Source organism: Loktanella sp. DJP18 (assembly GCF_049310965.1).
Taxonomy (GTDB): Bacteria; Pseudomonadota; Alphaproteobacteria; order Rhodobacterales; family Rhodobacteraceae; genus Loktanella.
Map to the genome: position 1 here is coordinate 1 of NZ_JBMERN010000053.1, position 26,492 is coordinate 26,492.

The following is a 26,492-nucleotide window of genomic DNA, read 5'->3' on the forward strand; positions in this document are numbered from 1 at the left end:
TCTCACAAAGCCACTGTCAAAACCACTGGCTGACCATTCCCAGAACCAAGAAAAGCGACGACAAAACCAGCATGATGCTGCCGAACAATCCGTTCCAGCGAAGACTTACGGTCATCGGATTGCGATGCAGGATCGCGCCTACATAAGTTGCTGTGGTCGCCAGCGGAGCCAGACAGACCGTTAGCGTCCAGCCGGTCAACAATGACAACAGCGCTGCCTGATGCGAAATTAGCGGCGTGCGAACCATGAACTCTGCAAAAATAACCACAGAAATGATCGGGTGTAGGCCCAGCATCGCAGCCAGTAGTGTAATCCAAGTTAGTGACAGGGCCAGCGCCACCGGCCCGCCCCAATCGACAATGCCGTGCAGGATTGGATCCAGCGCATGCTGCGGTACAAGGGCCACAAGAAGGGCACCGATTAAGCCGGCAAGCGCAAAGACACCGATTTCGTTCACATAGCGCGGGGCGTTGGTGGTCAGGTCATCGATCAGCTGGAGCGGCCCGTTTAGCCCCGCCCGCGCCATCGACCAGACGACAGCATAGACTGGGACGACGGTCACCAGAACTTGTTGAAAATTAAGCGGCAGCAGATAGTCGCCTGCGATGACCAATAGCGCTAGACCGACCAAATGCCCCAGCACGGCCAGCAAGCCCAGCCCGTCGCCGGGAGTAGGCGGAACCGCGACAGGCTTCGGAAAGACCGAAAAATAGCGTCGTTCCAGAACGTCCATGACGCCGCCGACGAACAGGAACATTGCAGCGAACCCTAGCCCCCAAGGGGCGGCGTCACGCCAGTGAACGTCGGTAAAGATCAACAGTAGCGTGTTCAGCGCGATGCCAAAGGGCGACCAGAAGGCAATGGTGGCGAACCCTCTGACGATGGCCGTCACGATCCGGCGTTCGCGAATGGCGTGGACCTCTTCGGTGACGTGGCTTTGCGCCTCCAGCCGGCGTTGTCCGGCCAAAGTCATCTCGATCAGCAAACCAAGTCCGCCAAGATTCAAAAGCACACCAAAAAGATTGCCGCCAATCCCAAGCGAGACATATCGCCGCGACGGGGGCTGATTAGCGAGAAAGGCACCGGCAGCCTGAAAAGCTGGGTCGCGAGCGGCGGCGAGGCGCAGGAATATCAGCGCAATCAGGATAGAAGAAAGGAACGATACCCGATCGCCCGCTATCGTCATGTCGACCAGCGTCAGGTTTCGCGAAAGCAAACCCCAAACCGTGATCAGAACGGCGGCGATCGCAAAGGAACGCACGATCAAAGACGCCCTGCCTAGATTCAGAGCAATAAATATAAGGATAAGTGACGCGCTGATCCCGACAGCCGCTTGTATCCCTGACAACACTGCAAACAGATAGGCCCCAAAGCCTGATGCCAGCAGCAAAGCCCCGGAAACCGCAAAGCGGCCCGCGGGGGCCGCCTTTGGTGTCGCAATGACATCGTTTGTCGTTTGGGTGGCCACGTCAGCGCAGTCCCATACGATTTGCCGCTTTAATTCATGCCATAATCAGCAGGCAGTTTGTCATAGACATCCGCGTTCAGACGGGCGATCATCGCATCACGATCTCCTCCGGTTTCTTCGACAATCCCGGCCCACTTCGTGATCAGCGCCTGAAACTTGTCGACCTTCGCCTGTGCATCCGTGACGCCATATGCGCTTTCAGCATTAGCTACGATGACCGACAGATCCTCTGCCACAAACGCATCCTTGTCGGCGATCATCTCGGCCGATGGCTCGATCAACTCAACGCCGTGTTCATCCAGTTGGGCCAACGCTTCGGTATCTGCTTCAGTATAAGCTATCGTCGCGTCGACAGCCACCTGCGCAGCCTGACTCTTGATCAACATACGCTGCTCGTCGGTCAGGGCGGCCCACCAATCGCGGTTCGTCGTCATAAGGGAAAGCGAATGATAAGTGCCAAGGTTGAGCGTTGTCAGATATTTGGCAGCATCCCACAACTGGTAGGACTGGAAGGCGCCGGGCGCCTGAATGGCAACGTCCAGCGCGCCCTTGTCTAGACCTTCGAACATCTCGGAGCTGGGGACGTTGACCTCAATCGCGCCGACCTTTTGCGCCCAGCGGGACCACAGACTGCCCGGCACGCGGACCTTCTTGCCCGACAGATCGGCGGTGGACCGGATCGGCACGTTCGAGATAATGGTATAGGGCGCCGTGGAATAGGTGCCCAGGTAGAGGGTGTTCTGCGCCTTGTATTCGTCAAGACATTCCGGGCAGGCCAGCAAATTGTACTCGATGGCCGCACCCATGGCAGCCAGATTGTTCGGCGTGGCCAGCCCCATGTCGGCCACGAGCTGTGCGTTCCGGAATTCCGCCGGGAAATATGTCATCGCCAGCATGCCCATGTCTGCGATGCCGTCGCCAAGACCCGCCAGTGCGGGCGTTGCACCGAGCAGCGCGCCGCCTTCAAACTGCTGCACGTTGAACCCGTTTTCGGTCAACTTGGCGATGAGAGGTGCGTAGCCGATGGCGACGGGATGCTTTGGCCCGGTCCACTGGCTGATGGTCAGGTCCTGCGCCTGAACGCTGCCGCCCAAGGCGATCGCGAGAGCTACGATGGTTGTGAATTTCATGTCAGTCTCCTCCCAGAGTTTTGGCGGTGTCCGCCACGCAAATTTGCGAAACACAGTTTCATTTTGGACGGGGGCGGTGTTAAATGTCCAGAAGAATTCCTCACTTAGTGGAGCTTTGACGTGGATTTCGGCCTTTCCGACGACCAGCGCGCGCTGCAGGACAGCGCCCGTAGCTTTGCCCGGCGCGAATTGCCCAGCGTGGCGAAACACTGCGAAGCGACGAACACGCCCGTCCCCCCCGACATGCTGAAGGCGTACGCCGAGATGGGGTTTCTGGGCATCAACACGCCGGAATCCTTTGGCGGACTGGGCTTGACGCACCTTGATGCGCTGATCGTGCTGGAGGAGTTTGCCAAGATTTCCAGCGCCGTCGCCTTTCCGGTGTTCGAAGCCTCGGTCGGTCCCGTCCGCATCGTGCAGACCTATGGCACGCCTGCCTTGGCCGACAGGGTCGTGCGCGAATCCGTGCAGGGCAAGGTTCTGGTGGCGATTTCCATGTCGGAGCCTGACGCAGGCACGGCGCTGACCGACCTTCGCACCCGCGCCGTTGTCGAGGGCGATACAGTCGTGCTGAAAGGCACCAAGCGCTGGTGTTCCGGTGCGGGCCATTCCGGCGCCTACGTCGTCTTTTGTCGTTTGTCAGATGCGCCCGGTGCGCGGGGCATCGGGGCAGTCTTCGTGGAAAAGGACACGCCCGGATTCACCTTCGGCGAGGCCGAGATGCTGATGGGCTTCCGCGGCATCCCTTCTGCCGACATGCATTTCGACGACGTGCGGTTGCCGGTCGAGAACATCCTTGTGCCCGCAGGCGGGTTCGGCGACCTGATGGGGGCGTTCAATCTGGAGCGCTGCGGCAATGCCACTATGTCGCTGGGTGTGGCGACGGGGGCGCTGGAACAGGCGCTGGACTATACGGGCGAACGTCAGGCCTTTGGCAAGCCGCTGGTCGACTTTCAGGCGGTGCAGATGAAGCTGGCGGACATGGCACTGCGGACCGAGGCCGCGCGCTTGCTGATCCATCGCGCCGTGGCGGGCGTCGACGGATTCCCGTCCGTGATGGACGCAAGCCTTGCCAAGTGCTTTGCTAACGAAATGGTGCGCGAGGTCGCGGGCCATGGCGTGCAGGTCATGGGCGGTTACGGCTACCACAGCGATTACGGCATGGAGCAGCGGTTCCGCGACGCTTGGGGCTGGGGTATCGCGGGCGGTGCCATCGACATCCAGAAGATCAACATCGCGGCCACACTGGTAGGCCGCCGGTTCGACCAGCGCAAATAAGGGGCCTCAGGCCCCCTTGAACACCGGGTCGCGCTTGTCAAAGAACGCGGCCCGCCCCTCCTCATGGTCCGCCGAGGCCATGAGGAAGCCCTGCAAGTCCGCCTCCAGCGCCAGCGCGCGGTCGAAGTCCGCCATCTGGGAGAAGGCAGATTTGGTCGCGGCCAGCGGCAGCGGGGCCTGATTTTCAAAGCTCGCCGCGATTTTCATCGCGTGGCCCAGCGCCTGCCCCGGCTCGCACAGCTGATCGATCAGCCCGTTAGGGGCGACGTCGGCTTTGACCACCGTATTTTGCAACAGGAACCGTTTGGCCCGCGCCGCCCCGATCCGGTTCGGCAACGCCCACAGCAGGCCCACGTCCGCCATCAGCCCGATCTTGCCGAACACTGCGCCGAAGGTCGCGGTGCGGCTGACCACATTAATGTCCGCCAGCGCCGCCAGTGACAGGCCGGCGCCAAAGGCAGCCCCCTCGACCGCCGCGATTACCGGCACCGGTCCAGCTGCCAGCAGGCGCACCAGACGCGCTGTAATCATCATCCGGGTGCGCGCATAGATCGGATCGCCGGATTTCATTGACTTCAGGTCGCCTCCGGCGCAAAAGTGATTGCCCTGCCCCACCAGCACCACCGCCCGCACGTCCCGGTCCAGCATGACGGGATCAAGGGCCGCTACCATCTCGGCCCGCATGTCCGGCGATAGGGCGTTGCGCTTGGCCGGGTCGTTCAGGGTCACTACGACAGTGCGTCCGTCCCGCTTCGTTTCAATCAGCATAGCTCAAAGCCCCGGCAACCAGAGGATGATTTGCGGGAACGCGATCAGTGCGGCGATTAGGAAAAAATCCATCACCACAAACCACGCGATACCCGAGAAAATCTTGTGGATTGGCACGAGGTCGCCCACGATCCCTTTCACGACAAAGACGTTCAGCCCTACAGGCGGCGTGATGAAGCCAATTTCAAGGAACTTGGCCATCAGGACGCCGAACCAGATCAGGTTGATGTCGCGCGCCTCCAGCACCGGTAGCAAGATGGGGATAGTCAGCAGCATGATGCCGATCGGGTCCAGCAGCATTCCCAGCAGGACCAAGATCACGCTGATGATCAAGATGACCTGAAGTTGGGAATACTCGGGGTTGCCGATCCAGTCCGCGATGATCTGCGTGGTCCCGGCCAGCGCAAAAAATCGCGTCAGCAGCTGCGCCCCGATGGCGATCAGAAAAATTGACGCAGTCGTGCGCAGGGTCTCTCCAATGGCTTCCTTGAGAACAGGCCATGACAGCGCCCGCTTGACCAGACCGATCAGGAATGCCAGTGCGGCACCCACGGACCCGGCCTCGGTCGGAGTGAAGACGCCGCTGAACAGCCCGCCGAAGACGCCGACTACCAGCACGATGACGGGCCAAGTGTCACCGAAGGCCGCAAACCGCTCGCCCCAGCTGACGTCCTCGTGCACGGGCGGCGCCAGCGACGGCTTTAGCCAGCAGCGCACGACGACCATGACTGAATATAGGACTGCGGTCAGGATGCCCGGGATCAACGCGCCGATAAACAGGTCCGCGATACTTTGTTCGACGAAGATGCCGTAGATGATCAGCAAGATCGAAGGCGGGATCATTGACCCGATGGTGCCCGCGGCGGCCACGGTGCCGGTGGCGAGTCCCTTGTCGTAACCAGCCTTCAACATTTCCGGCACGGCGATCCGGCCCATCGCGGCGGTGCATGCCAGCGACGACCCCGTCACGGCGGCGAACAGTGCCGACCCCTGGATCGAGGCCACGGACAACCCCCCCGGCAGCCAGGAGAGCCACAGCCGCGCCAGCCGGAACAGGCCCGTCGTCAGCCCGGCGTGATAGCACAGGTAGCCCATGAACAGGAACATTGGGATGCTCGACAGCGTCCAGTGGGCGGTGAAATCATAGGGAATCGACGACAGCATCCCGATCGCGGGCCGTTCGCCCATGATGATGAAGATGCCCCCCACCGAAACGCTAGCCAGCGCCACGCCGACGGGCACCCGTAGAAAGATCATCGACAGCAGAACGAAGATTCCGATGAAACCGACGGCTTCGCGTGACAGATCCATCATAGGTTGGTCCCTCCGACTGGGTCGGCGGGGCCACTCGGCATGTCATCAATATTGTCCAGATCGGCCCGCCCCAGCAGAAGCGCCGTCCGCCCGATCCGCACCACCACCAAGGCCAGCGCCAGTGCCGTGCCGACCGGCAGCAGGAACCGCGACGGCCAGATCGACACGGCATAGCTGCCCATTATGAACTCTCCGATATTATATTTCTTGACCGCGACGGCCCAGCTGCTGGTCGTCAGCAGATACAGCAGCACCGCAAACAGCAGGTAGCTGATAAGGTCGAGCAACCGCCGCGCGATCCTCGGCAGCAGGGCATAGATCAATTCGACATGAATGTTGCCGTTCATCCGCTCGACCGCCGCAAAGGGCAGGAACACGACTGCGACCATGTAATAGTTCGACACCATTTCCAGCGTCATTGGCACGGGGCGATTGAACACGAATTTGCCCACGACATCGACGGTCACATGGACCATCATCAGCATCAGCGCGATGCCAGCCACGATCATCAGGGCCGCACTCAGCCCGTCGATCAGGCGCAGCAGAACCCGGTCGATGCGACCCAGCGCCTCCGGTTTGCGGATATCCGTCATGTCCTACCCCTCCCAAGGCCCCCGGCGCGAAACAGTCTTCACGACTATTGCGAAATCTGCAAAAATGAAATTGAGTTTCGCAGATGAACCGACCTTACGGTCGCCCTTCCTGCGGGTCAATCGAGGAGATGATGATGACGGGTGGCGCACTTTCTGGCCTCAAGGTAATCGACTGCACGCGGGTGCTGGGCGGGCCGTTCTGCAGCCAGTGGCTGGGCGATCACGGCGCAGAGGTCATCAAGATCGAACCGCCCCAAGGCGACGAGACGCGCGGCTGGGGCCCGCCCTTCAAGGACGGCGCATCCAGCTACTTCATCGGCGTGAACCGCTCCAAGCGCGGCATCGCCCTCGACCTGCGTCAGCCCGAGGGACGCGAGGTCCTGCACCGTCTGCTGGCCGAGGCGGACATCCTGATCGAGAACTTCAAGACCGGCACGCTGGAAAAGTGGGGTATCGGCTACGACACCCTGTCAGCCCGCTACCCCCGCCTGATCCACGCCCGCCTATCCGGTTTCGGCGCCGACGGCCCCTTGGGCGGCCTGCCCGGCTACGACGCCATTGTGCAGGCACAGGCTGGCCTGATGAGCGTGAACGGTGCCCGCGGCGACGGCCCCCTGCGCATCGGCGTGCCGTTGGTGGACATAGCGACCGGCATGTCGCTGGCGTTCGGCATCATGGCCGCCGCGTTCGAGCGTCAGACCTCCGGCCGTGGCCAGTTCGTCGAGGCGAGCCTCTATGATGTCGCCTGCAGCCTGCTGTTTCCCCATTCCGCCAACTACTTCCTGTCGGGCACCGTCGCGGGCCGGTCCGGCAACCAACACGCCAACGTCGTCCCCTACGACATGTTCGACTGCGGCACGGACAGGATCTTCATCGGATGCGGCAACGATGGCCAGTGGCGCAAACTCTGTGCAATCCTGGGCGACCCCGATTTTGCGGCAGAGCCCGACTACTCCAGCAACGCCGACCGGCTGGCCAACATCGGCGCGATGCGCGCCCGGCTTGTGGCCTTGCTGGCTCCCCACGATGCCAATGCCATCACCCGCACCCTGATGGAGGCGGGCGTCCCCGCAGGCCGCGTGAACACAGTCGAGGATGTCTTCAAGGCGGCCCACACCCTGCACCGCGACATGCTGGTCGAGATCGGCGACTACAAGGGCGCCGGCAACCCGGTGAAACTGTCGCGGACCCCCGCTCAGTTCGACCGCACCCCGCCCCGGTTCGGTCAGGACACCCGCGCCGTCCTGTCCAATATCGGCTATACCTCAGCCCAGATCGACGCGATGCTCACCGCCGGTGCCGCCGTCGCTGCCGAACCTTGACCCATCCCTCGCTTTTCCCAAATTCATTACCACGGGAGGCGTCCCACAGGTTGCCACCAGCACAACCGGCGCGACCTGGCGCCATTGCTTACATTTGGACAGATAAACTCTCCCGCGGGAGGCGTCCCGCCATCTCAGCCCGCGCAGACAATCACCGCATCCAGCGCCGCGCCGCCGCTTTCGTGCAGAAGGAAGGGATTGATATCGCATGTCTCCAGATCAACCGCGTGAGCCGCGGCAAAGCGCGACAGACTGACCAGGGCCTGCGTCAGCGCGGTCCGGTCGCCACCAGGCCTGCCGCGCACGCCATCTAGGACCGCCTGACCCTTCAGCTCGCCGATCATGCGTGCCGCCTCGTCCAGATCGAACGGGGCCGCGCGGAAGGTCACGTCGCGCATGACCTCGGCAAAGATGCCGCCCAGCCCGCACATCACGACGGGACCGAAGACCGGATCGCGCTGGATGCCCAGAATCATCTCGACCCCTGCGGGAGCCATAGGGGCGACAAGCAGGCCGTCGATGGCCGCATCCGGGTGGGCTGCCGCCGCGCGCGACAGGATGCCTTCCGCCGCCGTGGCGACCGCTTCCGCGTCGGCCAGATCCAACGCAACGCCACCGATCTCGGTCTTGTGGGCGATCTGGGCCGACACGACCTTCAGCACCACCGGATAGCCCATGTCGTCCGCCGCCGCGACGGCCGCCGCGACATCGGGGGCCAGAACCTCGGACAGGACTGGCAGACCCGCGTCGGCCAGCACCGCCTTGGCGGCGTGTTCCGTCATCGCGCCTGACAGCACTGTCGTGGCGGGCGGCACCGAGGCGGCGAACCCGCCCCGCGCAAAAGCCGCGCCGAAATCCGACAGGGCCGCCAGCGCGGCGACGGCGCGGCTGGGATCCTCGTAAACGATGAAGCCTGCGGACTCGTAATCCGCCACGACGTCCGGCGGGGCGATGATCGACAGGGCGATCAGGGCATTCCCGTGCTTCTTCAGCGATCCCGCCAGCGCGTCGCGCAAGGGGCCGGACAGACTGGGCGAGCCGGCGAGCGAGGTAAAGAAGGCGACGATGCTGTCATAGCCGCCCTGCCCCAGCATCAGATCCATGTTCGTGCGGATCAGCGGCAGGTCGTTAAAGACCTGCGCGGTCACGTCCACCGGGTTGACCGGATTGGCAAAGGGAAGTGCCGCGCGCAAGGCGTCCTGTGCGGCCTGCGGCATCGGCGGCACCTCCATTCCGTGATCCGCCGCCGCATCGGCCATCAGCACACCGGCTCCGCCCGAGATCGTGACGATCCCCAGACGCCGTCCCACAGGATAGATTCTGGCCCGCGTGGCCACCGCGATGTCGATCAGATCATCGGTCGTGCGTGCGCGAAAGGCGCCGTGCTGGCGCAGGATCGCGTCAAAGACCGCATCCTCGCCTGCCAGAGACGCCGTGTGGGACGCCGCCGCCGCGGCCCCGATCTCGGACCGGCCGACCTTCATGATCGCGACGGGCTTGCGGTTCAGGCGCGCGGCCTCCAGCGCCTGCCGGAAGGCGGGGCCGTCGCGGACACCTTCGGCATAGGCCAGAATGCAGCCGGTCGCGTCATCGTGGGCCAGCGCGTAGATGCCTTCTGCGACCGAGATGTCGCTTTCGTTGCCAGTGGTTAGCATCCGCCCCACGCCCATGCCGCGGAGGCGGTTAAGGTATGCGATGTGGCTGCCGTAGGCACCCGACTGGCACACCACGCCGACATGGCCGCCGTCGGGCAGACCACGGTCCAGCGTGGCCGTAAATGTCGGAAAGAAACCGCCAGCCGCGTCGAACAGACCAAGGCAATTGGGTCCCAGAATACGCAGGCCCGCAGGGCGCGCGATCGCCAGAAGCCTTTCCTGCGCCGCCATGTCGCCGACCTCGGCAAAGCCCGAACTGAAGATCAGGCAGCAGCGGACGCCCTTGGCCGCGCAGTCGCGCACCGCCTGTTCCACGCGCGCCGCAGGCACCGCGATCAGGACGAAGTCGACCGGCCCGGGAATGTCGGCGATGCTGGCATAGGCGGGCAGCCCCTGCACCGTGTCGCGGGTCGGGTTGACCGGATAGATCGGCCCCGCAAACCGCTCGCGCGTATAGGCGAGCGGCCGCCCCCCGATCCGCGTCGGATCGTCAGAGGCGCCGAGGATTGCGAAACTTTCGGGCTGGAACACATCGCGGATGAAGCGCGGCGCATCAAAGCTCACAGCGTCGCCTCCGACCCCAGAATGGCCGTGACCTGACTGGACAGCACGCCGCCGTTGCCATGGGCCAGCGCCAGATCGACGCCGTCGAGTTGCAGGCCCGGTGCGGTGCCCCTGATCTGGTGCGCTGCCTCGATGATCGTGAAGATGCCCAGCATCCCCGGGTGGGTGCAGGACAGCCCGCCGCCGTAGGTGTTGACCGGCAGCGCGCCGCCCGGCGCGATCCGGCCACCTTCGACAAAGGCGCCGCCCTCGCCCTTGGCGCAGTAGCCGAGGTCTTCGAGGAACAGGATGATGTTGATCGTGAAAGCGTCGTAGAGTTGCAGCACGTCGATATCCGACGGCTGGACCCCCGCCATCGCAAAGGCCCGCTTGCCGCTTTTGCGCGCCGCGGTGACGGTGAAGTCGGGCATCTGACTGATCTGGCGATGCGTCGATTCCGCCGCAGCCCCAAGGACATAGACTGGTGTCTTCGCGTGATCCTTAGCGCGGTCCGCGCGTGTCAGCACGATCGCACCGCCGCCGTCGGTCACGAGGCAGCAGTCCAGCTTGCCCAGCGGATCGCTGACCATGCGGGATGCCAGCACGTCGTCGCGCGTGATCAGGTCGCGCATGAAGGCCTGCGGGTTGTGGCTGGCCCAGCCGCGTGCGGCAACGGCCACGTCCGCCAGCTGTTCGCGGGTCGTGCCGTATTCATACATGTGCCGCTGCGCCGCCATGGCGTAGCCCGACACCGGATAGCGCGGTTTGTAGGGCGCCTCATACGGTGGCAGTCGAGAGGCCGTGACCAGCTTGCCCGAGGCCGTGCGCTGGTTGCTGCCGTAGCAGACCAGCGCCACGTCGCAGAGGCCCGCGTCAAGGGCAGCCGTCGCACTCGCCAGATAGTTCACGAAGGACGATCCGCCGGTCAGTGTGCCGTCGACGTGGCGGGGCCGGATGCCGAGGTATTCCGCCGCCATCAGGACGGGCATCGAATCCTCCATCATGGCGCAGAACAGACCATCCACGTCCTTCAGCGCCAGCCCGGCGTCGGCCAGCGCCGCCTGGGCCGATTGCGCCATGATGTCCCAGCTGGTGTAGCCCGGCGCCTCGCCCAAACCGGCGACGCCAAGGCCTACTATGGCCGACTTGCCGCGCAATGCGTGATCCATGCTCATGCCTCCGATCTGCGGCACAGCACGGCGGGTGTGCCGTCGATGTCGCCGACGTAGGCGGTGACGGGCATGCCGATTTTGACCGATTGCGGGTCGCCGTCCACGCGGGTCATCATGCGCACGCCTTCAGCCAGTTCCACCATGGCGACGTTATAGTCACCGCCACGCTCCGGTCGCTGACGGACGGTGGTAAAGGTATAGACCTCGCCCGCGCCGCTGGCCGTAACCCACGTCAAGTCGGTGCCATGGCAGGCGGGGCACAGGACGCGGGGAAAGAAGATGTGCGTGTCGCACGCGGCACAGCGCTGAAGACGGATCTCTCCAACGGCAAGGCCCTCTTTAAAGTGGGTGTCGGGGGTCATGATTTCTCCTTGGGCCAGTGGGGGGCGCGCAGTTCACGTTTGAGGATTTTGCCGATCTCGCTGCGGGGCAGCGCTTCGGTCACGATGACGCGGCTGATCCGCTGGGTCTTGCCGAGGCGGGCGTTCGCGTTGGTGCGCAGCACCTCGGGGTCAGCCTTGTCGCGCAGAACGACGTAGGCGAGCGGCGTCTCGCCCCAGTCGGCACTTGGCACGGCGATCACCGCCGCTTCGGCCACAGCGGGATGCGATAGGAGTGCTGCTTCCAGATCGACGGCAAAGACGTTGAACCCGCCGGAATTGATCATGTCCTTGGTGCGGTCCATGACGTGTAGGAACCCGTCCGCATCGACACACCCCATGTCGCCAGAGCGCATCCAGTGCACGCCCGCCGCGTCGGTCCACAACGCCTTGCGCGTGAGGTGGGGCGCGTTGCAATAGCCGGTCATCATGGTGACGGAGCGGCCCACGATCTCTCCGACCTCGCCCCGCGGCAGGGGGGTGTCGTCGGGGCCAAGGGTCATCAGGTTGCCGCCGGCCACGACCTGTCCCACGGTATCCAGCCGGTCGGGATGGGCCGTCAGGTCAAGCAGGCAGCCGACGCCGCCTTCGGTCATGCCGTAGATGTTGACCATGCGCCCGGGAAATTGCGCCAGCAACTCTTGCCCCAGATCGGCGGTCAGCGGGGCACTGGTGGACAGCTTAGTAGTTAACGCGCCGAGGTCGGTGCGGTCGAAATCCGGGTGCGCCAGAAGCCGGCGCCACTGCACGGGCACGCACATGGCATGGGTGATGCGGTGTTTTTCCGCCAAGGCCAGCCAGTCACCCGCGTCGAACTTGGGCATCAGCACAGCGGTGCCGCCCGCCGCCAGCATCGGCAACAACGCCGCCAGCGTCGTGTTGGAATAGACCGGCGTAGAGACCAGCAGCCGCATGGCATGGTCGAAGCCAAAGCCCGCCATGCGCGCCCGCTGCCGCCCCCGAAAGCGGTGGTCGTGCATGATCCCCTTGGGCGCCCCGGTGGTGCCCGAACTGTAGATGATGTCGAACCCGTCGGTCGGCGCGATGGCCGGCAGCGGGCCGGGGTCCGTGTCGGCACAGTCCGTCAGCAGGCTGTCGAGCGGCAGCACCTGCACGTCGCCCCGCGCCGCCCGCCCCGCCGCATCGGCAAAAACCAGGCGCGCCTCGCAATTCGTCACCAACCCCGCCACGATCTGCGGCGTGGCCGAAATCATCATCGGCGCAAAAGTCCCACCTGCCGCCAGCGTGCCGAGGTAAAGCGCGAGGTGCTGCGGCGTCACGCCGCCAAGGCTGGCGACGACTGCGTTGGGACGCAGGCCGAGTCGGATCAAGTGACCCGCCACGCGGTCCATCGCCGCCACCAGATCGCCCCATGTCGTGACAGCGTCGCCTGCAACGATGGCGGGACGGTCAGCGCCATGCTGGCGCACGAGGCTAGGTAGATCGACGGGATCGGGGCCGGGCACGTCAACCGGCACGATTCCGGGCATGTCCATGTTCACGCCGATCCCTCCCAGATCTGTGAAACAAACGTTCGCATAGCGGAACCATGCCGCCCGCGCACCGGGGCGTCAAGCGGTCGCTCGCTTGACAGGCCGCCTTGGCCGGCCTTAGCTGTTCGCACAGCGGAATGATATTTCGCAAATCAGGAGGGATTCATGGCGAACGTCGTGACATTGGAAAAGGTCGGCAACACGGGGCTGATTGCCTTTGACAATCCGCCCGTCAACGCAGCCTCTCATGCCTTGCGGCAAGCGTTTCAGGATTGTCTGGACCGCGCCGCGGCCGATCCCGACATCGACGTGATTGCCCTCTATGGCAAAGGCCGCAGCTTTGTCGCAGGGGCCGACATCCGCGAATTCGGCAAGACGCCGCAGGACCCGATCCTGCCGCCGATCATCAACCGGATGGAAGAGATTGCGACGCCGGTGATCGCGATCCTTCACGGTGTGGCACTGGGTGGCGGTCTGGAAATCGCCCTTGGCGCGCAGGCCCGCGTCGGCGTCGGCCGCGTCCGTGTCGGTCTGCCAGAGGTGACGCTGGGCATCCTTCCCGGCGCCGGCGGCACCCAACGCGCGCCACGCCTGACCGGCGTGACCGCCGCAATCGAGATGATTACTACCGGTCGCCACATTCACGGATCCGAGGCGCTGGAGATGGGGCTGCTGGACCGGCTGACCGACGGCGAACCGCGCGACGTGGCACTTGAGATGGCGGAGGAGGTCCGCGCGGGCACCCTGCCCGTCCGCACCGTGGGCCAGATCGCCGTGACCGTCGATGCGCAGCAGATCGCCGCAGCCAAGGCCGCCGTGCAGGCGCAGTCACCGCAACTCTATTCTCCGCTGAAATGTGTGGAGGCGATCGCCGCCTGTGATCGCCCGATCCTCGAAGGCATGGACATCGAACGCGCGCTGTTTCGCGAATGCCTCGACTCCCCGCAACGGGCGGGGTTGATCCATGCGTTCTTTGCCGAACGGGCCGTGGCCAAGATTCCGGAACGCGACGCTACAGCGCGCAGCGTGGCCAGCGTCGGGATCATCGGCGGCGGCACCATGGGCAGCGGCATTGCAACGGCCTGCCTGATGGCGGGCCTGCGGGTGCGGCTGAACGAACGGGATGCAGACGCGCTGGCGCGGGGGCGGCAGACAATCCTGTCGAACCTCGACGGTGCGGTGAAGCGCGGCAAGATGAAGGCGGACGGGCGGACGAATGCGGAACATCGCCTTGCCGCCTCGACCGTGCTGAGGGATTTCGACGACGTCGATCTGGTGATCGAGGCGGCCTTCGAGGACATGGGCGTGAAGATCGACCTGTTCACCCAGCTTGATGCGATCTGCAAGCCGGGGGCCGTGCTGGCGACGAACACGTCCTATCTGGACATCGACCGGATCGCCGCTGCGACGGCGCGGCCACAGGATGTCATCGGGCTGCACTTCTTTTCCCCTGCACACATCATGAAACTGCTGGAGGTGGTGGTCGCGGACAAGACCGCACCCGAGGTCGTGGCAACTGGATTTGCCTTGGCGACCAAGCTGAAGAAGGTGGCCGTACGGGCGGGGGTCTGCGACGGATTCATCGGAAACCGCATCCTGACGCATTACCGCAAGGCCGCCGATTATCTGGTGCTTGACGGCGCCAGCCCGGACCAGATCGACGACGCGCTAGAAGAGTTCGGCTGGGCGATGGGGCCGTTCCGAGCCAATGACCTGTCCGGCCTCGATATCGGGTACGCGACCCGCAAGCGCCGCGCGCCCGACCGCCCTGCCGCCGAGCGTTACAGCGAAGTCCCTGATCGCATCGCAGAGGCCGGCTGGCTGGGACGCAAGACCGGCATGGGCTATTACGATCACAGCCAAAAACCTGCCCCCGCCAATCCGGGCGTGGCGGCCATCATCGACACGGTCCGCGCCGATCACGGCATCACGCCGCGCGCCTTACCGGACGTCGAGATCGTCGACCGCTACATGACGGCGATGATCGTCGAGGCCAGCCGCGTGATCGAAGAAGGCATCGCCCAGCGGCCCATCGACATCGATGCGACGTTTCTGTTCGGCTACGGTTTTCCGCGCTGGCGGGGCGGGCCGATGCACTATGCCGACACCATCGGCGCGGCCACGCTGGTCGCGCGCATCGCAACCTACACGCGGGACGATCCACACTACTGGCAGGTGCCGCCGCTGCTGCAGCGGATGGCTGACGACGGCACCACCTTTGCCGACCTGAACGCCGAGGCCTGACATGGACCTGCGCTTTACCCCCGCAGAAGAGGCGTTCCGCGCCGAGGTCCGCAGCTTCATGGCCAGCGATCTGTCACAGGACACCGCCGCCAAGGTCCGCGAAGGACGAACCCTGATCAAGCAGGATATGGAAGGCTATCACGCCGCCCTGAACGCCCGCGGCTGGCTGGCCCCCAGCTGGCCTGCGGAGTACGGCGGCACGGGCTGGACGCCGGTGCAGAAACATATTTTCGATGAGGAGGCCGGCCGCGCGGCCGCGCCGCGCCTTGTGCCCTTCGGCATCGCAATGCTGGCGCCGGTCCTGTTCAAGTTTGGCACCCAGGCGCAACGCGACCATTACCTGCCCCGCGTCCTCGATGGCACTGACTGGTGGTGCCAGGGCTATTCCGAACCGGGGGCCGGGTCGGACCTTGCGGGACTGAAGACGAAGGCGGTGCGCGACGGTGACGACTATATCGTCAACGGCCAGAAGACCTGGACGACACTTGGCCAGCATGCCGACTGGATCTTCTGCCTTGTGCGGACCAAGCCCGATGGCAAGCCGCAGGAAGGCATCAGCTTTCTGCTGATCGACATGAAGACACCGGGGGTCGAGGTGCGTCCGATCCGCCTGATCGAGGGCGGATACGAGGTCAACGAGGTCTTTCTGACCGACGTGCGCGTGCCGGTCACAAATCTTGTGGGTGAAGAAAATCAGGGATGGACCATCGCCAAATACCTGCTGACGCACGAGCGCAACAACATCGCGGGCGTCGGCTTTTCGACGCAGGCGTTCGAGTGCCTACTGGCCTATGCCCGCACGCCGCGCCGGTCGGGGCGGCGTCTGATCGACGATCCGCTGTTCGCAGCACGTCTAGCCCGGATCGAGGTCGAACTGGAAGCGATGAAGATCACCAACCTGCGGCTGGTCGTGGCCGGTCAGACCGCCGGCGCGCCGGGCGTCGAAAGCTCTATCCTCAAGATCAAGGGGGTCGAGGTACGTCAGGCGCTAAATGACCTGTCACGACGCGCGCTGGGGCCTGCAGCAGCACCGTTCCCGTCAGAGGATCTGGCTGGCAACGCGGCCCTTGTCCCTGCCGATCAGGCCGGGAACGCGGCGGAATACTTCAACAACCGCAAGATGTCGATCTACGGCGGGTCCAACGAAATCCAGAAGAACATTTTGGCCAAGGAGATGCTGGGGCTTTGACATGAACTTTGACCAGACCGACGACCGCCGCATGCTGTCGGACAGCCTGTCACGCCTGCTGACCGATACCTGCGACCCAAGAACCCGCAATGCCGCCGCCTACACCGCCCCCTTTCACAGCCCGGACCTCTGGACGAAACTCGTGGATCTGGGCACTCTCTATGCCCTTGCCGATCCCGCACAAGGCGGCTTTGGCGGCGCGGGGTTCGACATCGCGACTGTGTTCGAGGCGCTGGGATCCGCCCTGTGCCCGGAACCGGTGTTGCCTGCGCTGATGGCAGCGCGTCTACTGACCCCCGCGGGTGCCGATCTGGAACCGCTGCTGTCAGGTGCCGTGACCTATGCTATGGCAGTGGGGGAACGCGACGGCTGGGACCTGGCCGAGATCGAGACCACCGCGCGGAACGGCACGCTGACCGGGCGCAAAAGCGTCGTCTATGGCGGTCACGTGGCTGAAACGATCCTTGTTGTGGCCCGTAATGGCGAAGCGCTTTCGCTTTACGAGGTTGCCGCTGCGGATGCACACATCATGCCTTACGCCATGATCGACGGCGGCGGTGCGGCCGAGGTCATACTTGACGCTGCCCCTGCCAGGTTGCTGATCGCCGATGCGGCAGAGGCGGTGCAGGACGCGCTGGACGCCGGTGCTCTGGCGCTTTCGGCCGAGGCGCTGGGGGCAATGGACGCGACGCTGGCGATGCTCCTCGACTACCTCAAGCAGCGACACCAGTTCGGACGGCCCATTGGAAGCAATCAGGCGCTGCAGCACCGGGCGGTCGAGTTGGTGACCGAGATCGCGCAGGCGCGGTCCATCGTGATCCTGGCCGCCAGCCGGATGGGGACGGAACTGCAGTCTCGCACCGTTTCCATGTGCAAACACCTGTGCGGGCGTGTGGCTCAGCGCGTGGCCGAGGAGGCGATCCAGATGCACGGCGGCATCGCCATGACGTGGGAGGCGCCGGTGTCTCACTACGCCAAGCGGTTGGTGATGATCGATGCGCAACTGGGCGACACCGACCATCACATCAAGCGCGTCATGGCCGCCCTTCAGGCGGTCTGACCCTTGCGATAGCGGAACGTGCCGCTGCCGGTTGCGACCAGCACATCGGTCTCATCGGTGACAGTGCCCTCGGCGAAATAGGTGGACTTGCCGCCGCCGGTGCGCCGCCCATCACCGATCAAAGTTTGCCCGGAGGGGCGCGACAGGAAGTTCGTGGTCAGCGACAGTGTCATGACCATCTGTTTGTGCGCCGCGTCGCCGGTGAATGACCCGGCGTAGCCCAGGACGGTATCCAGCAGCACCGCGTAAAGTCCGCCGTGCGGAATACCGTACCGGTTCATCAACTCGGACCGCAGGGGCAGTTCGAACCGGGCATAGCCTTCGGACCAGTCGACCATGTGAAAGCCGATCAGGCGTTGCATGGGATAGGGATCCTCGATCAGATCCGGGCGTTTTGTGTCTGACATCGGTCAAACCCTCTTTGGAAAATCCGACAGGCCTCGGGCAGCGGCGACCAGATTGGGGCCGTAAACCTCGCGAAGCTCTGCCTCGCTGGCCAGAAAGGTCGGCGCGCCGATGTTCATAGCATACAGGCGGTCGCCGTTCAGCGACCAGATCGGCACGGCGATCCCGTTGATCTGCTCACGCCAAGCACCAAAGGACGTGACGAATCCCTGTACCTTGTATTCCGCGCAGGCGGCCTTCAGCCCGGCGCGGATCGCGGGCATGTCCTCGCGCCCCTCGGCGGCCGCGTCCCGCAGCAGGCGGTCGTGTTCGGCTTCTGTCATGGCAACGAGGGCGGCGCGCCCGATGGCAGAGCGGAACAGCGGCAGGCGCGCGCCCACGGTCATCGATAGGGCGATGTTCTGCGTCGTGCGCTGTACGGCCGTATAGACCATCGTCAGCCGGTGGCGTTCACCGAAGGCGACATTCACGTTCTGGTTCGGCCCGCCCTGGGCCAGTTCTCGCATTACCTCGCGGGCACGGTCCGCCATGTCGACGCCCGCCAGCACTCCGTAACCAAGCTGCAGCACTCCTGCGCCAAGACGATAGAATCCGGTGCTATCCGAATGCACCAGATAGCCCAGCTGGCACAGGGTATAGGTCAGGCGGGTCACCGTCGGCTTTGGCAGCCCCGTGCGCTGCGCGATGTCGGTGTTCGACAGGCTTTGCTCATGCGGACGAAAACAGCGCAGCACGTCGAGGCCACGGGATAAGGCCATGACGAAATTGCGGTCGGCATCGTCTTCGACGGTGGTCATGATCGTCCTTTCGCGCCCGATGCGGGGCAGTAAGCCATTCAGGCGCCGTTCAGATAGCGGCGATTCAGCCAGTGCGCGACCAGCGCCGGCTTGTCCTGCCCCCTGATCTCGACCGTGACGTCCCAGGCGACGGTCACTTCGCCGGGCTGCCGTTCGTCCAGCAATGCCAGCGTGAACCGCCCCCGCAGGTCGCTGTCCACCGGCACCGGAGAGAGAAAACGCAGACGGTCGAAGCCGTAGTTCACGCTCATCCGCAGACCGGCAAGCTGCGGCTGGGCTTCCAGCGCCATGGTGCTAAGCAGCGAGACGGTCAGAAAGCCGTGGGCGATGGTGCCGCCGAAGTGCGAGGCGGCCGCGCGGGCCGAATCCACGTGGATGAATTGGTCGTCGCCGCTGACCCGCGCGAAAGCGTCGATCAGCACCTGGTCAATCCGGTGCCACGCGGACACGCCGACCTCCGTGCCGACCAGCGCCGCCATTTCCGCAAGTGTCACGTCGTGTCGTTGCATGGCCGCTCCTGCTTCGCTGTGCAGAATACGGTTTCGCAAATGATGTGCAACCGTAGGAAAGACAACACACCTAATATGAGTTCAGTAGACGGGGATCAATTGACACCGTAGGTTATGCATCCTGATGGCTTTGTCATGTTGTTCACCCGCGGCCTGATTAAGAACTTCGCGGTCTTCATGCGGTGATTTCTTCAGTATAATCGCTCCAGCGGCTGAACGCGTCAGCCCGGGCCTGGTGGTAGGATGCTGCGGAAAGTCGATGGCGCTTTGGGCGGAAGATGGTGGTGTCCTGATCGTCGACAGATAGAAGCCGCAGCGCCAAACGTGAGATGGCTCCCGGCCTTGATCATTGGTCCCAAGAGGGATTCAATAACCGAGCAGAGTACAGCCATTTACCTATCGTAATTCCTTCTCCGTACCAGGCCGCCGTCGTTCCGCTCTCACCATCGGCTCGACGAATTCGAGGCGTGGAAATCCGCAGCAAATGCCGCTTGATCAACGATCGGCATGGCCAACTTGAAAAGTCGGCGAGCTAACGTGACAACACCGGCGGACGACCCCCTCAGGGTCCGTTCGCCGCAACCGCAAAACGGTCGGAAACATCTCAATCTAGTGTGGGTGGGTCACCTTGACGGGTTCCATTTGGCGCTGTCGTTTAAAAACCGTTCGTATCGCTGCGTAGTGATCTGCATTTCCTGAAACACCCTGACGCGCTCGGCATCGAGGCAGGCGGTGTAGAGGGACGCATCCCGAAAATACTGGTCGAACTCGTCTTTGAATTCCTCGCGGAAGTCGTGCGCCAGCTCAGCCGTTGTCGGCGCTGGCGCGATCGGTGGATCACACCATTCAGCGAAGGCGGTTCCGGGGCTTACCACGGCCAGCAAGGCAAGGATTGAAAGCTTTTTCATCGGTCGATGGTCCCTGCCCTCACCGCCTGACCGTGAACTGCAAGCTGGGCCGCAAAGCGCGGGGTGTCGTACGTGGATTGGATCGCAGCCACGCGCTGTTCATAGGCATCGGTGCCTATGGCACGGCGCAAGTCGCTTTCGTGGTAAGCCCGGTTGGCGAAAGGTGCTGGCCTCGCCATAAGCTGAACCGGATCGGTGCAGGCGGCGGGTGGTGCCGCTGGTGCCGGTGCTTTTGGCCTGTGCTGGAACGTGGGCTTGGCCTTGCGGACAAAGGCCACAAGCCACGACAGGGGCGCTATGGCTCGGTCGTGTCGGGCGTTGAGCATGTGAAACCCTTTCCAAAGAAACTGCGTGTCCATGCCTGCGGCCTCGGTGCCTTTCTTGGCATCTTCGATGATCGCCGCGAACGGCGTGTGATAGACTGACCCTGCCCCGTCTAAAATCTGAATGGTTGAGGTCGTATCATTATTACTTTTTGTTCCTGTATATAGTGAAGGCGGCGGTGGACTGCCGGTTACTCGTTTTTCATGGGAAATTTCAGCGGTTTCAGCTGGTGCCAGATCCTCGTCAGGGACGGCATTTGCGTTCGCGTCATAGACCTTGGAAAATGTGAAAAGGTGCCGGTCGTGATGCCGGCGTTCGATGGTCAGACCGAACAGTTGCGCCAGCTCGTCGAGGGCGGAACGGATGGTGCGGTCGCTGATTCCGGTGATGGTCTGCAACTCCTTCATGGTGAAGGCGGCGTAGCCAAGCGGTGCGCCCCGGTGCTTGCCGTCATAACTGATATAGCCTGCCAGCGTATTTGCGATGCGTAGTGCTGCCCCTGTCATGGGGGGTCCGCGCAAACAGGCGCATGAAATCCCCGCTTTTGGGGGTGCTCGATGTGGTCACTGGTCTTGTCCTCGCTCGGTGAAGCGAAGCGGTAATCGAGCAAGTTTCTCCCGTTCGCACAGGTGCGTTTTTTGTTGCTCGTCAGGTTGGGAGGGGATAGAAAAGGGCCATGTGAAGTTTGGTCGATCAAGGGACGCCAATCCCTCGGCTTTAAAATCCCCCCCGCAGGTTTCCGCCTCGCGGGGGTTTCTATTTCTTTGCGTTCGTTTTGCTGTTGGGTCGTGATCCCCTTTTCGGAAGGGTGACTGGCAAACTCTGTGACGATGCTTGCCGCGTTTTCTGACAGTAGCGGGGTGCCGCGAACTCGCTTTAGTAGTTCACCTGCTCATGGCCGTAATTTCCGCTATAGTCCTTCCACTCGACAAAGATTGAGCGGTCGTAAACGGACGGACAAGAGCTGCCATAACCTTCCGTTCCAAAGTGGGCCGCAGGCAGGTCCGACAGGCTGGCATTTCGCCACTGGTAAACGCCTTGGCTGCCATAGCTGCCGATGCGAACCTTTGACGACCGTGCGCAGTCGCGGTCTTTCCCCATTTCACGCTGACGGGCGTAAACGTCGAAGACGCGGATTGAGCGCACGAAGTCGTAGATCGGATCGGATATATCCACATCTGTCCCCTGCCCTGCGACCAGTTGAAGGATCGAGGCTGCATCCGGCCGATATTCTGGATCGCGGAATATGGCGGGGATGGGTGCAACGGCGGCCTCCTGACTGCCGGTCGGAATGGACTGCATGGGAAACTGGGCGTCAGGAAAGGCGGCTTCATAGAGTCGCTGCATGGGTCTGTGGGGTTCGCCTTCGTAAGAGGCCCCCATCGGACAGCGCCAGATTTGAAGCGGCGGTTCAATCGGCCAAGGGGTCACGCGCCGGATGAACGTCGCGTAGGCCAGAGTGCATTCCGCAGATTTGGGCCAGCCGCCGGCCAGGCATAACAGCATTGCGCAATCCACGTTGAACGCCGCGGTCGCTTCTCGGGGTGCGTTGAAGATCGCGGCGGCTGCAACAGCGGCGGTGAGTGTTGTTGATCTTAGAAGGGTCAGCATCAAGGACCTCCCGAAACGCATACTTATAAGTTTGTGACGTTTCTATAAAACGATTACGGGAGGTTCGTAAAGCGGTTTGACGGCTGCGATTGGCGGAAGGATGCCCGACCGTCCCGCCTGAACATCTTCATATTTGCACAGCGCCGGGACGTAGGTGCGGCTCTCGTGTTCGAGATTCAGTCGTAGATCACGTCTTTGCACGGCTTGTCCTTCCACATGGGCGTGATCTGACCCGTATTCCATTCGTAGAGCCAGCCTACAATTTTGAGGGTCTTCCGATCTAAAATGCGCTTGATCGCGTGGGCATGTCTCAGCCTCATAGTGATCTTTTCAGATTTTCCGCCAGACAACTCATGGTTGCGGTCGTATTTTGCCATTATGGTGCCCTCTCATGTTCCGCAGCGTGATTTCTACCGGTGGAGGTGAAAAAGACATGCGCACTCGCCAAAAGCTAGTGACACGGCGACACGAACGACATGAAGTGAAACGTTCGGCGACACGATGCGACATAACTCACCTTAAGACGCTGAAGTTAATTGAAATAATAAAATGATCTTGTGAAAGAAATCTTGACCTTCGGGGGATGAAGCCGCGAACTATGTCGTGGTATAGAGCACCTTCACATCGACATGAAACGACACATCAGACCGGAAAGTGTTGATGGTAAACGGAAAACACTACATCGAGCCACCGACCAACGATCATGATTTCAGATCGCTCATTCAGGCAGCGATCGCCGCTGGTGTTGGCCGGGATTGTTCGGCGAATGGCGAACCAGCTGAGCCCTGGACGGCAGAAACGCTCACGGCGGCTATCAACCAGGCTGAATCGGGTCGAAGTCTGATTGACCTGCGAACCGTGCAGAGGTGGCTCGCTCCACAGGGTCGTGGGGGCATAAGCGTTCCCAACTTACACCGCTTGGCAAAAGTCTTTGGATGCAGCGATCTCCGCAGAACAAGCGCGTGGCAAGTGGCTTTGATGCGGGCGCGCGAGCGGACAAAAGCCGAGCCGCGCAACGGTGCAGATGATAGCTCCCCCGCTGATCCAACTTATGATGTAGCCCCGCCCCTAGCAGGCGATGTGCCAATCCGAACCCCTGGTCTGGCAAGATCATGGGAGGCTTGGTTCAGTCGCGATGACACGCTCAAGCTATCAATTTTGATCTGGGCGGCCTACGCGGTAAACGGGCTAGTGAACGGAATCTTGGGTCTGCTGTCGGTCAGCTACAGCGTGACACCCGATCTTTCCAAAGAGGTCGGATTTCTTTGGGCACCAACTTGGACCATCTTGCCCGCACTGATCCTGCCGCTGTTCATCATGCGAGTGAGCTTTAGTCTTTCGCACTGGCGGTCTTATGGGCGCTGTCGTCTTTTGGATGGATCGTCATGCGATGATCGCACAGAAGAAGATTCTTCGTTGTGGGACGCTCGAATAGACAGGACCGCCTTCCCTTTCTGGATGATCCTCGTGCTGTGTCTTGGTGGCGTTTTTCTTGCCCAATGGGTCGGGATATGTCTTCGGCTCTACGCAGAAGGTGAGGCCGGGATATACCAGATTGACAGAAACCTTTTGACGCTCATTCGGCCGGAATTCATTGGTCAGGGTGCGTCGGCTCTCGTTTCGATGTTTGGTTATCTCTACTCTGCTCTCTACGTGTTCATATTTCTGACGGCGCTCATGTTCCTTTTTATCATGGCCGGGGATTATGAATGGCTGGCCCGCAACATCAATGACGGTGAAATCGAGCAAGGGGTTGCGATCAGAGAGGGGTCAAGGATTGCACTTTCAGCCTTTGATGCAGCGCTTTTGATTGGCTGGGCCGCGATTGTGATCAAACTTCAGGCGGCTTATCTATCATCGGATGCGCCAGATATCGCGCTTTGGATTTTCCACGATCTAATCGGCGTCCTGCGGTTGTCGGCGGACGTCAACGGAACCCTGCCCAATACGTCTGTCTCACATTTTACGACATTTCTGATGATTGCGGTCGCCAATTTTGCGCTTTTTGTATGCGCTTTACGGGTCAGCAGGGGGCAAATGGCGCTTCGCCAACGCGCCCAAGACGGTAACGTATCAGCGCGTCCCCGGTTCGGATACGTCCCGTGGAAGACGTTCGCCATTGTTCAGGTTTTTCTTGTTTGCACCCTTCTATCTATAGGGCAGGTCCAGGGCTTTTCGCTTGCGCTTGTCTGCTCTCTGGTGCTTTCGGTCTGGTGCCTGACAAGACGCCGCACTCGCTCTGGGAAGAAATATTATGGAACAAGCCCCGTTTTTCACGGAAATCGCTGAAGGTCCGGAGGGCGGTCAAGCCTTTTGGGCGCGTGCTGAAGACGGGGTGAGGTTACGGCTTGCTCACTGGCCGGTTTCAAGCACAGCCCTGCGCGGCGAAGGGACTGTGTTCATCGCGCCAGGGCGTTCCGGCTACATCGAACGGTATGGTCATTTGGCCAAGCGGCTGGAAGAGGCAGGATTCGGCACGTTCGTAATTGATTGGCGCGGTCACGGGTTGTCAGACAGGCTGACCGAAGATCCGAATATCTGCCACGTCGAGCGATTCACCGACTACCAGCACGATCTTGATGCCATGATTCAAGCAGCCCGCGATCTTGACCTGCCGCGGCCCTGGACGCTGATCGGCAATTCGATGGGCGCGGCAATCGCGCTGCGCGGTCTGGTCCGGGGAGTCGAACTGACCGCTTGCGCCTTCGTTGGGCCAATGTGGGGGATCACCCTGCTGCCGCCAGTCCGTTCGATCGCGGGTTTGCTGTCAAAATTCGCGCGGCTTACCGGGTTCGGAGAGCGGTTTGCACCGGGACAAGACGGGCAACCCTATGTCACAAAGGCCCCCTTCGAAGAGAACACGATGACGGGGAATGCGGAAGAATACACTTACTGGCAGTCGCAGGCGAAGGCCCATCCGGAACTGATGATCGGAGGCGTGAGCTTCGGCTGGCTCAACGAGTCTTTGAAAGAGTGTCGCGCGCTCGCTTCGATGCCTTCACCAGCGATTCCCTGTCTCGCTTTCTGCGGAGAGGATGATGGGGATGTGGATAAAGAAGCGATCCGCACCCGCATGGCGGACTGGCCGAACGGCAACTATGTCTTAGTCCCAGAAGGTCGCCACGATCTCTTATCCGAGAAGCCGGTGATCCGTGAGGCGGTGATAGAACAGATTCTCAATCTCATGGGTAACTATAACCCGTGAAAGCTTTGATTCGCGAGTTTTGCACCTTATGGATAGTTTTGAAGACGAACCAAACTCGATTGGCATAATCATATATTTCTGCGGGATTTATAGGTTGTGCGCATATTTATAAGTATGTAGGTTGAAGGTGCCCAGGTAGGGTGCCTGATCCTTCAGACAGAGGGACCACAGGCGTGGACGTAGATTTACAAAAAGAAGCGCCAAATGTGGTCATGGAACCAGAGTTTCGACAGCTGCTTCAGATGGGGTATCAAGCTCAGGTCCTTTGCGTGGGAGATGCCTACTACAAAGCAGCTGTCTGGTATGGCGAGTGGACAGTCCGCGTCGTCAGCGATGATGGACGCGTCGCAAAGACACTGGTCGTATTTCCGCGCCGAGCGGGCGAAGTTCAAGAAATCAAGATCAAAGTCTTCCGGACGATCAACGGGTGCGCATCGTTTATGCACCGGATGGGTTTCGCAGACTTCACCGTCCCATTTTTCGAGGGCGGGCAGTCGAACCATACCCTGCCCAGTGGATCTGAGGACACCAGCGACAAATAGCTTCCGGCATCACGGCCTGATTGCATGTGTCCTATTGTCATTCACCAGCCCCGCGCTGGCAGATAATGCTTGGGGCGGCATCGGTGGGGGCTGGAAAACCATCGGCGGCGACCCAGAGCCGCAGCCTACAATCTCAACATCGAGCGCCCCGACTTCGGTCATTGGGGCATCGCCAGAGGGGCAAGTCCTGCCTGCGGCGTTGGCCGCTGTGCCTATGCCGGTTGGCACGAACCGCGCCTTGGCGCGGGCAGTCGCATCGCGCTACGCCTCGCATCCAATCGTGAAAGCGGCTGGGATCGACCCGCGCGAGTTCATCATTTTCTTTGACGTGATGATCCAGACGGAAAGCGGCTTTAACGACCGCGCCCGTAGTCCCGTCGGTGCAATCGGTCTGGCGCAGCTCATGCCGGGAACCGCCCGAATGCTGGGTGTCGATCCGAATGACAAAGCGCAGAACCTTGACGGTGGTGCGCGGTATCTGATCGCCCAGATCGCAGAATTTGGAACGCTCTCGCTTGCCGTGGCGGCCTACAACGCAGGCCCCGGCGCGGTGCGGACCTACAAAGGCGTCCCCCCTTACCG

25 protein-coding genes and 2 pseudogenes are annotated in these 26,492 nt (G+C 62.2%); 10 read left to right on the plus strand and 17 right to left on the minus strand.

Annotated features, from left to right (window positions below):
- Positions 1-16 precede the first annotated feature (16 nt).
- Both ACOI1H_RS14905 and ACOI1H_RS14910 read right to left on the minus strand, forming a co-directional pair.
- Positions 17-1,390, minus strand: a complete 1,374-nt coding sequence (locus tag ACOI1H_RS14905) for a hypothetical protein (protein WP_422438610.1) — start codon at positions 1,388-1,390, stop codon at positions 17-19.
- Positions 1,391-1,497: 107 nt separating this feature from the next.
- The gene (locus ACOI1H_RS14910; protein ID WP_422438611.1) at positions 1,498-2,598 is read right to left on the minus strand and encodes a C4-dicarboxylate TRAP transporter substrate-binding protein; all 1,101 of its coding nucleotides are present in this window, start codon (positions 2,596-2,598) and stop codon (positions 1,498-1,500) included.
- Between the two features lie 120 nt (positions 2,599-2,718).
- Between ACOI1H_RS14910 and ACOI1H_RS14915 the strand changes: the two genes are divergently transcribed.
- Entirely contained in the window at positions 2,719-3,876 is a 1,158-nt protein-coding gene (locus tag ACOI1H_RS14915; protein ID WP_422438613.1) for an acyl-CoA dehydrogenase family protein, read from the plus strand.
- A 6-nt stretch (positions 3,877-3,882) separates the two neighbouring features.
- Here ACOI1H_RS14915 and ACOI1H_RS14920 read toward each other — a convergent pair whose 3' ends face one another.
- From ACOI1H_RS14920 to ACOI1H_RS14930, 3 genes are read right to left on the minus strand one after another with little or no spacing between them, the layout of a single operon-like run.
- Positions 3,883-4,644 (minus strand): enoyl-CoA hydratase/isomerase family protein, encoded by a 762-nt coding sequence (locus tag ACOI1H_RS14920; protein ID WP_422438615.1) that lies wholly within the window; start codon positions 4,642-4,644, stop codon positions 3,883-3,885.
- A 3-nt stretch (positions 4,645-4,647) separates the two neighbouring features.
- On the minus strand, positions 4,648-5,958 hold the full coding sequence (locus ACOI1H_RS14925) for a TRAP transporter large permease (protein WP_422438617.1): 1,311 nt from the start codon (positions 5,956-5,958) through the stop codon (positions 4,648-4,650).
- Positions 5,955-6,551: a TRAP transporter small permease subunit gene (locus ACOI1H_RS14930; protein WP_422438619.1), complete on the minus strand. Its 597-nt coding sequence runs from the start codon at positions 6,549-6,551 to the stop codon at positions 5,955-5,957. The genes ACOI1H_RS14925 and ACOI1H_RS14930 overlap by 4 nt, the downstream gene beginning before the upstream one ends.
- Positions 6,552-6,634: 83 nt before the next feature.
- Here ACOI1H_RS14930 and ACOI1H_RS14935 point away from each other — a divergent pair, with 83 nt between their 5' ends.
- Positions 6,635-7,873 (plus strand): CaiB/BaiF CoA transferase family protein, encoded by a 1,239-nt coding sequence (locus tag ACOI1H_RS14935; protein WP_422438621.1) that lies wholly within the window; start codon positions 6,635-6,637, stop codon positions 7,871-7,873.
- Between the two features lie 134 nt (positions 7,874-8,007).
- On the opposite strand, the gene ACOI1H_RS14940 is transcribed toward ACOI1H_RS14935, so the two are convergent.
- Genes ACOI1H_RS14940 through ACOI1H_RS14955 form a run of 4 tightly spaced genes read right to left on the minus strand, consistent with a single transcriptional unit; the run spans position 8,008 to position 13,119 of the window.
- On the minus strand, positions 8,008-10,092 hold the full coding sequence (locus ACOI1H_RS14940; RefSeq protein ID WP_422438623.1) for an acetate--CoA ligase family protein: 2,085 nt from the start codon (positions 10,090-10,092) through the stop codon (positions 8,008-8,010).
- Complete coding sequence (locus tag ACOI1H_RS14945) at positions 10,089-11,240, minus strand: acetyl-CoA acetyltransferase (protein WP_422438625.1); 1,152 nt, start codon at positions 11,238-11,240, stop codon at positions 10,089-10,091. The genes ACOI1H_RS14940 and ACOI1H_RS14945 overlap by 4 nt, the downstream gene beginning before the upstream one ends.
- Before the next feature lie 2 nt (positions 11,241-11,242).
- Positions 11,243-11,605 (minus strand): Zn-ribbon domain-containing OB-fold protein, encoded by a 363-nt coding sequence (locus tag ACOI1H_RS14950; protein ID WP_422438627.1) that lies wholly within the window; start codon positions 11,603-11,605, stop codon positions 11,243-11,245.
- Complete coding sequence (locus tag ACOI1H_RS14955) at positions 11,602-13,119, minus strand: class I adenylate-forming enzyme family protein (RefSeq protein WP_422438652.1); 1,518 nt, start codon at positions 13,117-13,119, stop codon at positions 11,602-11,604. The genes ACOI1H_RS14950 and ACOI1H_RS14955 overlap by 4 nt, the downstream gene beginning before the upstream one ends.
- Before the next feature lie 162 nt (positions 13,120-13,281).
- Between ACOI1H_RS14955 and ACOI1H_RS14960 the strand changes: the two genes are divergently transcribed.
- The 3 genes from ACOI1H_RS14960 to ACOI1H_RS14970 are packed head-to-tail and all read left to right on the plus strand — an operon-like array spanning position 13,282 to position 17,609.
- Positions 13,282-15,360 carry a 3-hydroxyacyl-CoA dehydrogenase NAD-binding domain-containing protein gene (locus ACOI1H_RS14960; RefSeq protein ID WP_422438629.1) on the plus strand — a complete coding sequence of 693 codons (2,079 nt, stop codon included), beginning with the start codon at positions 13,282-13,284 and terminating at the stop codon, positions 15,358-15,360.
- Position 15,361: 1 nt separating this feature from the next.
- Entirely contained in the window at positions 15,362-16,549 is a 1,188-nt protein-coding gene (locus tag ACOI1H_RS14965; protein WP_422438631.1) for an acyl-CoA dehydrogenase family protein, read from the plus strand.
- Position 16,550: 1 nt separating this feature from the next.
- Entirely contained in the window at positions 16,551-17,609 is a 1,059-nt protein-coding gene (locus tag ACOI1H_RS14970; protein WP_422438633.1) for an acyl-CoA dehydrogenase family protein, read from the plus strand.
- Here the strand turns inward: ACOI1H_RS14970 and ACOI1H_RS14975 are convergent.
- From ACOI1H_RS14975 to ACOI1H_RS14990, 4 genes and pseudogenes are all read right to left on the minus strand, one after another.
- Positions 17,597-18,016, minus strand: a complete 420-nt coding sequence (locus ACOI1H_RS14975; RefSeq protein ID WP_422438635.1) for a PaaI family thioesterase — start codon at positions 18,014-18,016, stop codon at positions 17,597-17,599. The two genes, ACOI1H_RS14970 and ACOI1H_RS14975, sit on opposite strands and share 13 nt — an antisense overlap.
- A 3-nt stretch (positions 18,017-18,019) precedes the next feature.
- Positions 18,020-18,811 (minus strand): IclR family transcriptional regulator, encoded by a 792-nt coding sequence (locus ACOI1H_RS14980; protein WP_422438637.1) that lies wholly within the window; start codon positions 18,809-18,811, stop codon positions 18,020-18,022.
- 38 nt (positions 18,812-18,849) lie between these two features.
- Positions 18,850-19,320 (minus strand): MaoC family dehydratase, encoded by a 471-nt coding sequence (locus ACOI1H_RS14985; protein WP_422438639.1) that lies wholly within the window; start codon positions 19,318-19,320, stop codon positions 18,850-18,852.
- Positions 19,321-19,495: 175 nt separating this feature from the next.
- Positions 19,496-19,639 (minus strand): annotated as a pseudogene (locus tag ACOI1H_RS14990) (IS6 family transposase); the annotation flags it as partial.
- Here ACOI1H_RS14990 and ACOI1H_RS14995 point away from each other — a divergent pair.
- Positions 19,620-19,815 (plus strand): annotated as a pseudogene (locus ACOI1H_RS14995) (IS6 family transposase); the annotation flags it as partial. The pseudogenes ACOI1H_RS14990 and ACOI1H_RS14995 overlap by 20 nt on opposite strands.
- Before the next feature lie 128 nt (positions 19,816-19,943).
- Here ACOI1H_RS14995 and ACOI1H_RS15000 read toward each other — a convergent pair.
- The 4 genes from ACOI1H_RS15000 to ACOI1H_RS15015 form a co-directional block, all read right to left on the minus strand.
- On the minus strand, positions 19,944-20,228 hold the full coding sequence (locus ACOI1H_RS15000; RefSeq protein WP_422438641.1) for a hypothetical protein: 285 nt from the start codon (positions 20,226-20,228) through the stop codon (positions 19,944-19,946).
- Positions 20,225-20,950, minus strand: a complete 726-nt coding sequence (locus tag ACOI1H_RS15005) for a hypothetical protein (RefSeq protein ID WP_422438643.1) — start codon at positions 20,948-20,950, stop codon at positions 20,225-20,227. The genes ACOI1H_RS15000 and ACOI1H_RS15005 overlap by 4 nt, the downstream gene beginning before the upstream one ends.
- A 478-nt stretch (positions 20,951-21,428) precedes the next feature.
- Complete coding sequence (locus ACOI1H_RS15010) at positions 21,429-22,163, minus strand: hypothetical protein (protein WP_422438645.1); 735 nt, start codon at positions 22,161-22,163, stop codon at positions 21,429-21,431.
- A 176-nt stretch (positions 22,164-22,339) separates the two neighbouring features.
- Positions 22,340-22,540, minus strand: coding sequence for a hypothetical protein (locus tag ACOI1H_RS15015; RefSeq protein ID WP_422438647.1), 201 nt, complete (start codon positions 22,538-22,540; stop codon positions 22,340-22,342).
- 283 nt (positions 22,541-22,823) lie between these two features.
- Between ACOI1H_RS15015 and ACOI1H_RS15020 the strand changes: the two genes are divergently transcribed.
- The 4 genes from ACOI1H_RS15020 to ACOI1H_RS15035 all read left to right on the plus strand — a co-directional run.
- Entirely contained in the window at positions 22,824-24,452 is a 1,629-nt protein-coding gene (locus tag ACOI1H_RS15020; RefSeq protein WP_422438648.1) for a hypothetical protein, read from the plus strand.
- Positions 24,418-25,368 (plus strand): alpha/beta hydrolase, encoded by a 951-nt coding sequence (locus tag ACOI1H_RS15025; protein WP_422438649.1) that lies wholly within the window; start codon positions 24,418-24,420, stop codon positions 25,366-25,368. Before ACOI1H_RS15020 ends, ACOI1H_RS15025 begins: the two co-directional genes overlap by 35 nt.
- A gap of 173 nt (positions 25,369-25,541) precedes the next feature.
- Entirely contained in the window at positions 25,542-25,910 is a 369-nt protein-coding gene (locus ACOI1H_RS15030) for a hypothetical protein (protein ID WP_422438650.1), read from the plus strand.
- A 34-nt stretch (positions 25,911-25,944) separates the two neighbouring features.
- The coding region (locus ACOI1H_RS15035; protein WP_422438651.1) for a lytic transglycosylase domain-containing protein at positions 25,945-26,492 on the plus strand (548 nt) is incomplete at its 3' end.

Bases quoted from the DNA above. Each gene is read 5' to 3' on its own strand.
- ACOI1H_RS14910 (WP_422438611.1), bottom strand. From the start codon at position 2,598: ATGAAATTCACAACCATCGTAGCTCTCGCGATCGCCTTGGGCGGCAGC.
- ACOI1H_RS14920 (WP_422438615.1), bottom strand. From the start codon at position 4,644: ATGCTGATTGAAACGAAGCGGGACGGACGCACTGTCGTAGTGACCCTG.
- ACOI1H_RS14925 (WP_422438617.1), bottom strand. From the start codon at position 5,958: ATGATGGATCTGTCACGCGAAGCCGTCGGTTTCATCGGAATCTTCGTT.
- ACOI1H_RS14930 (WP_422438619.1), bottom strand. From the start codon at position 6,551: ATGACGGATATCCGCAAACCGGAGGCGCTGGGTCGCATCGACCGGGTT.
- ACOI1H_RS14935 (WP_422438621.1), top strand. From the start codon at position 6,635: ATGAACCGACCTTACGGTCGCCCTTCCTGCGGGTCAATCGAGGAGATG.
- ACOI1H_RS14945 (WP_422438625.1), bottom strand. From the start codon at position 11,240: ATGGATCACGCATTGCGCGGCAAGTCGGCCATAGTAGGCCTTGGCGTC.
- ACOI1H_RS14950 (WP_422438627.1), bottom strand. From the start codon at position 11,605: ATGACCCCCGACACCCACTTTAAAGAGGGCCTTGCCGTTGGAGAGATC.
- ACOI1H_RS14955 (WP_422438652.1), bottom strand. From the start codon at position 13,119: ATGGACATGCCCGGAATCGTGCCGGTTGACGTGCCCGGCCCCGATCCC.
- ACOI1H_RS14960 (WP_422438629.1), top strand. From the start codon at position 13,282: ATGGCGAACGTCGTGACATTGGAAAAGGTCGGCAACACGGGGCTGATT.
- ACOI1H_RS14965 (WP_422438631.1), top strand. From the start codon at position 15,362: ATGGACCTGCGCTTTACCCCCGCAGAAGAGGCGTTCCGCGCCGAGGTC.
- ACOI1H_RS14970 (WP_422438633.1), top strand. From the start codon at position 16,551: ATGAACTTTGACCAGACCGACGACCGCCGCATGCTGTCGGACAGCCTG.
- ACOI1H_RS14975 (WP_422438635.1), bottom strand. From the start codon at position 18,016: ATGTCAGACACAAAACGCCCGGATCTGATCGAGGATCCCTATCCCATG.
- ACOI1H_RS14980 (WP_422438637.1), bottom strand. From the start codon at position 18,811: ATGACCACCGTCGAAGACGATGCCGACCGCAATTTCGTCATGGCCTTA.
- ACOI1H_RS14985 (WP_422438639.1), bottom strand. From the start codon at position 19,320: ATGCAACGACACGACGTGACACTTGCGGAAATGGCGGCGCTGGTCGGC.
- ACOI1H_RS15000 (WP_422438641.1), bottom strand. From the start codon at position 20,228: ATGAAAAAGCTTTCAATCCTTGCCTTGCTGGCCGTGGTAAGCCCCGGA.
- ACOI1H_RS15010 (WP_422438645.1), bottom strand. From the start codon at position 22,163: ATGCTGACCCTTCTAAGATCAACAACACTCACCGCCGCTGTTGCAGCC.
- ACOI1H_RS15015 (WP_422438647.1), bottom strand. From the start codon at position 22,540: ATGGCAAAATACGACCGCAACCATGAGTTGTCTGGCGGAAAATCTGAA.
- ACOI1H_RS15020 (WP_422438648.1), top strand. From the start codon at position 22,824: ATGGTAAACGGAAAACACTACATCGAGCCACCGACCAACGATCATGAT.
- ACOI1H_RS15025 (WP_422438649.1), top strand. From the start codon at position 24,418: ATGGAACAAGCCCCGTTTTTCACGGAAATCGCTGAAGGTCCGGAGGGC.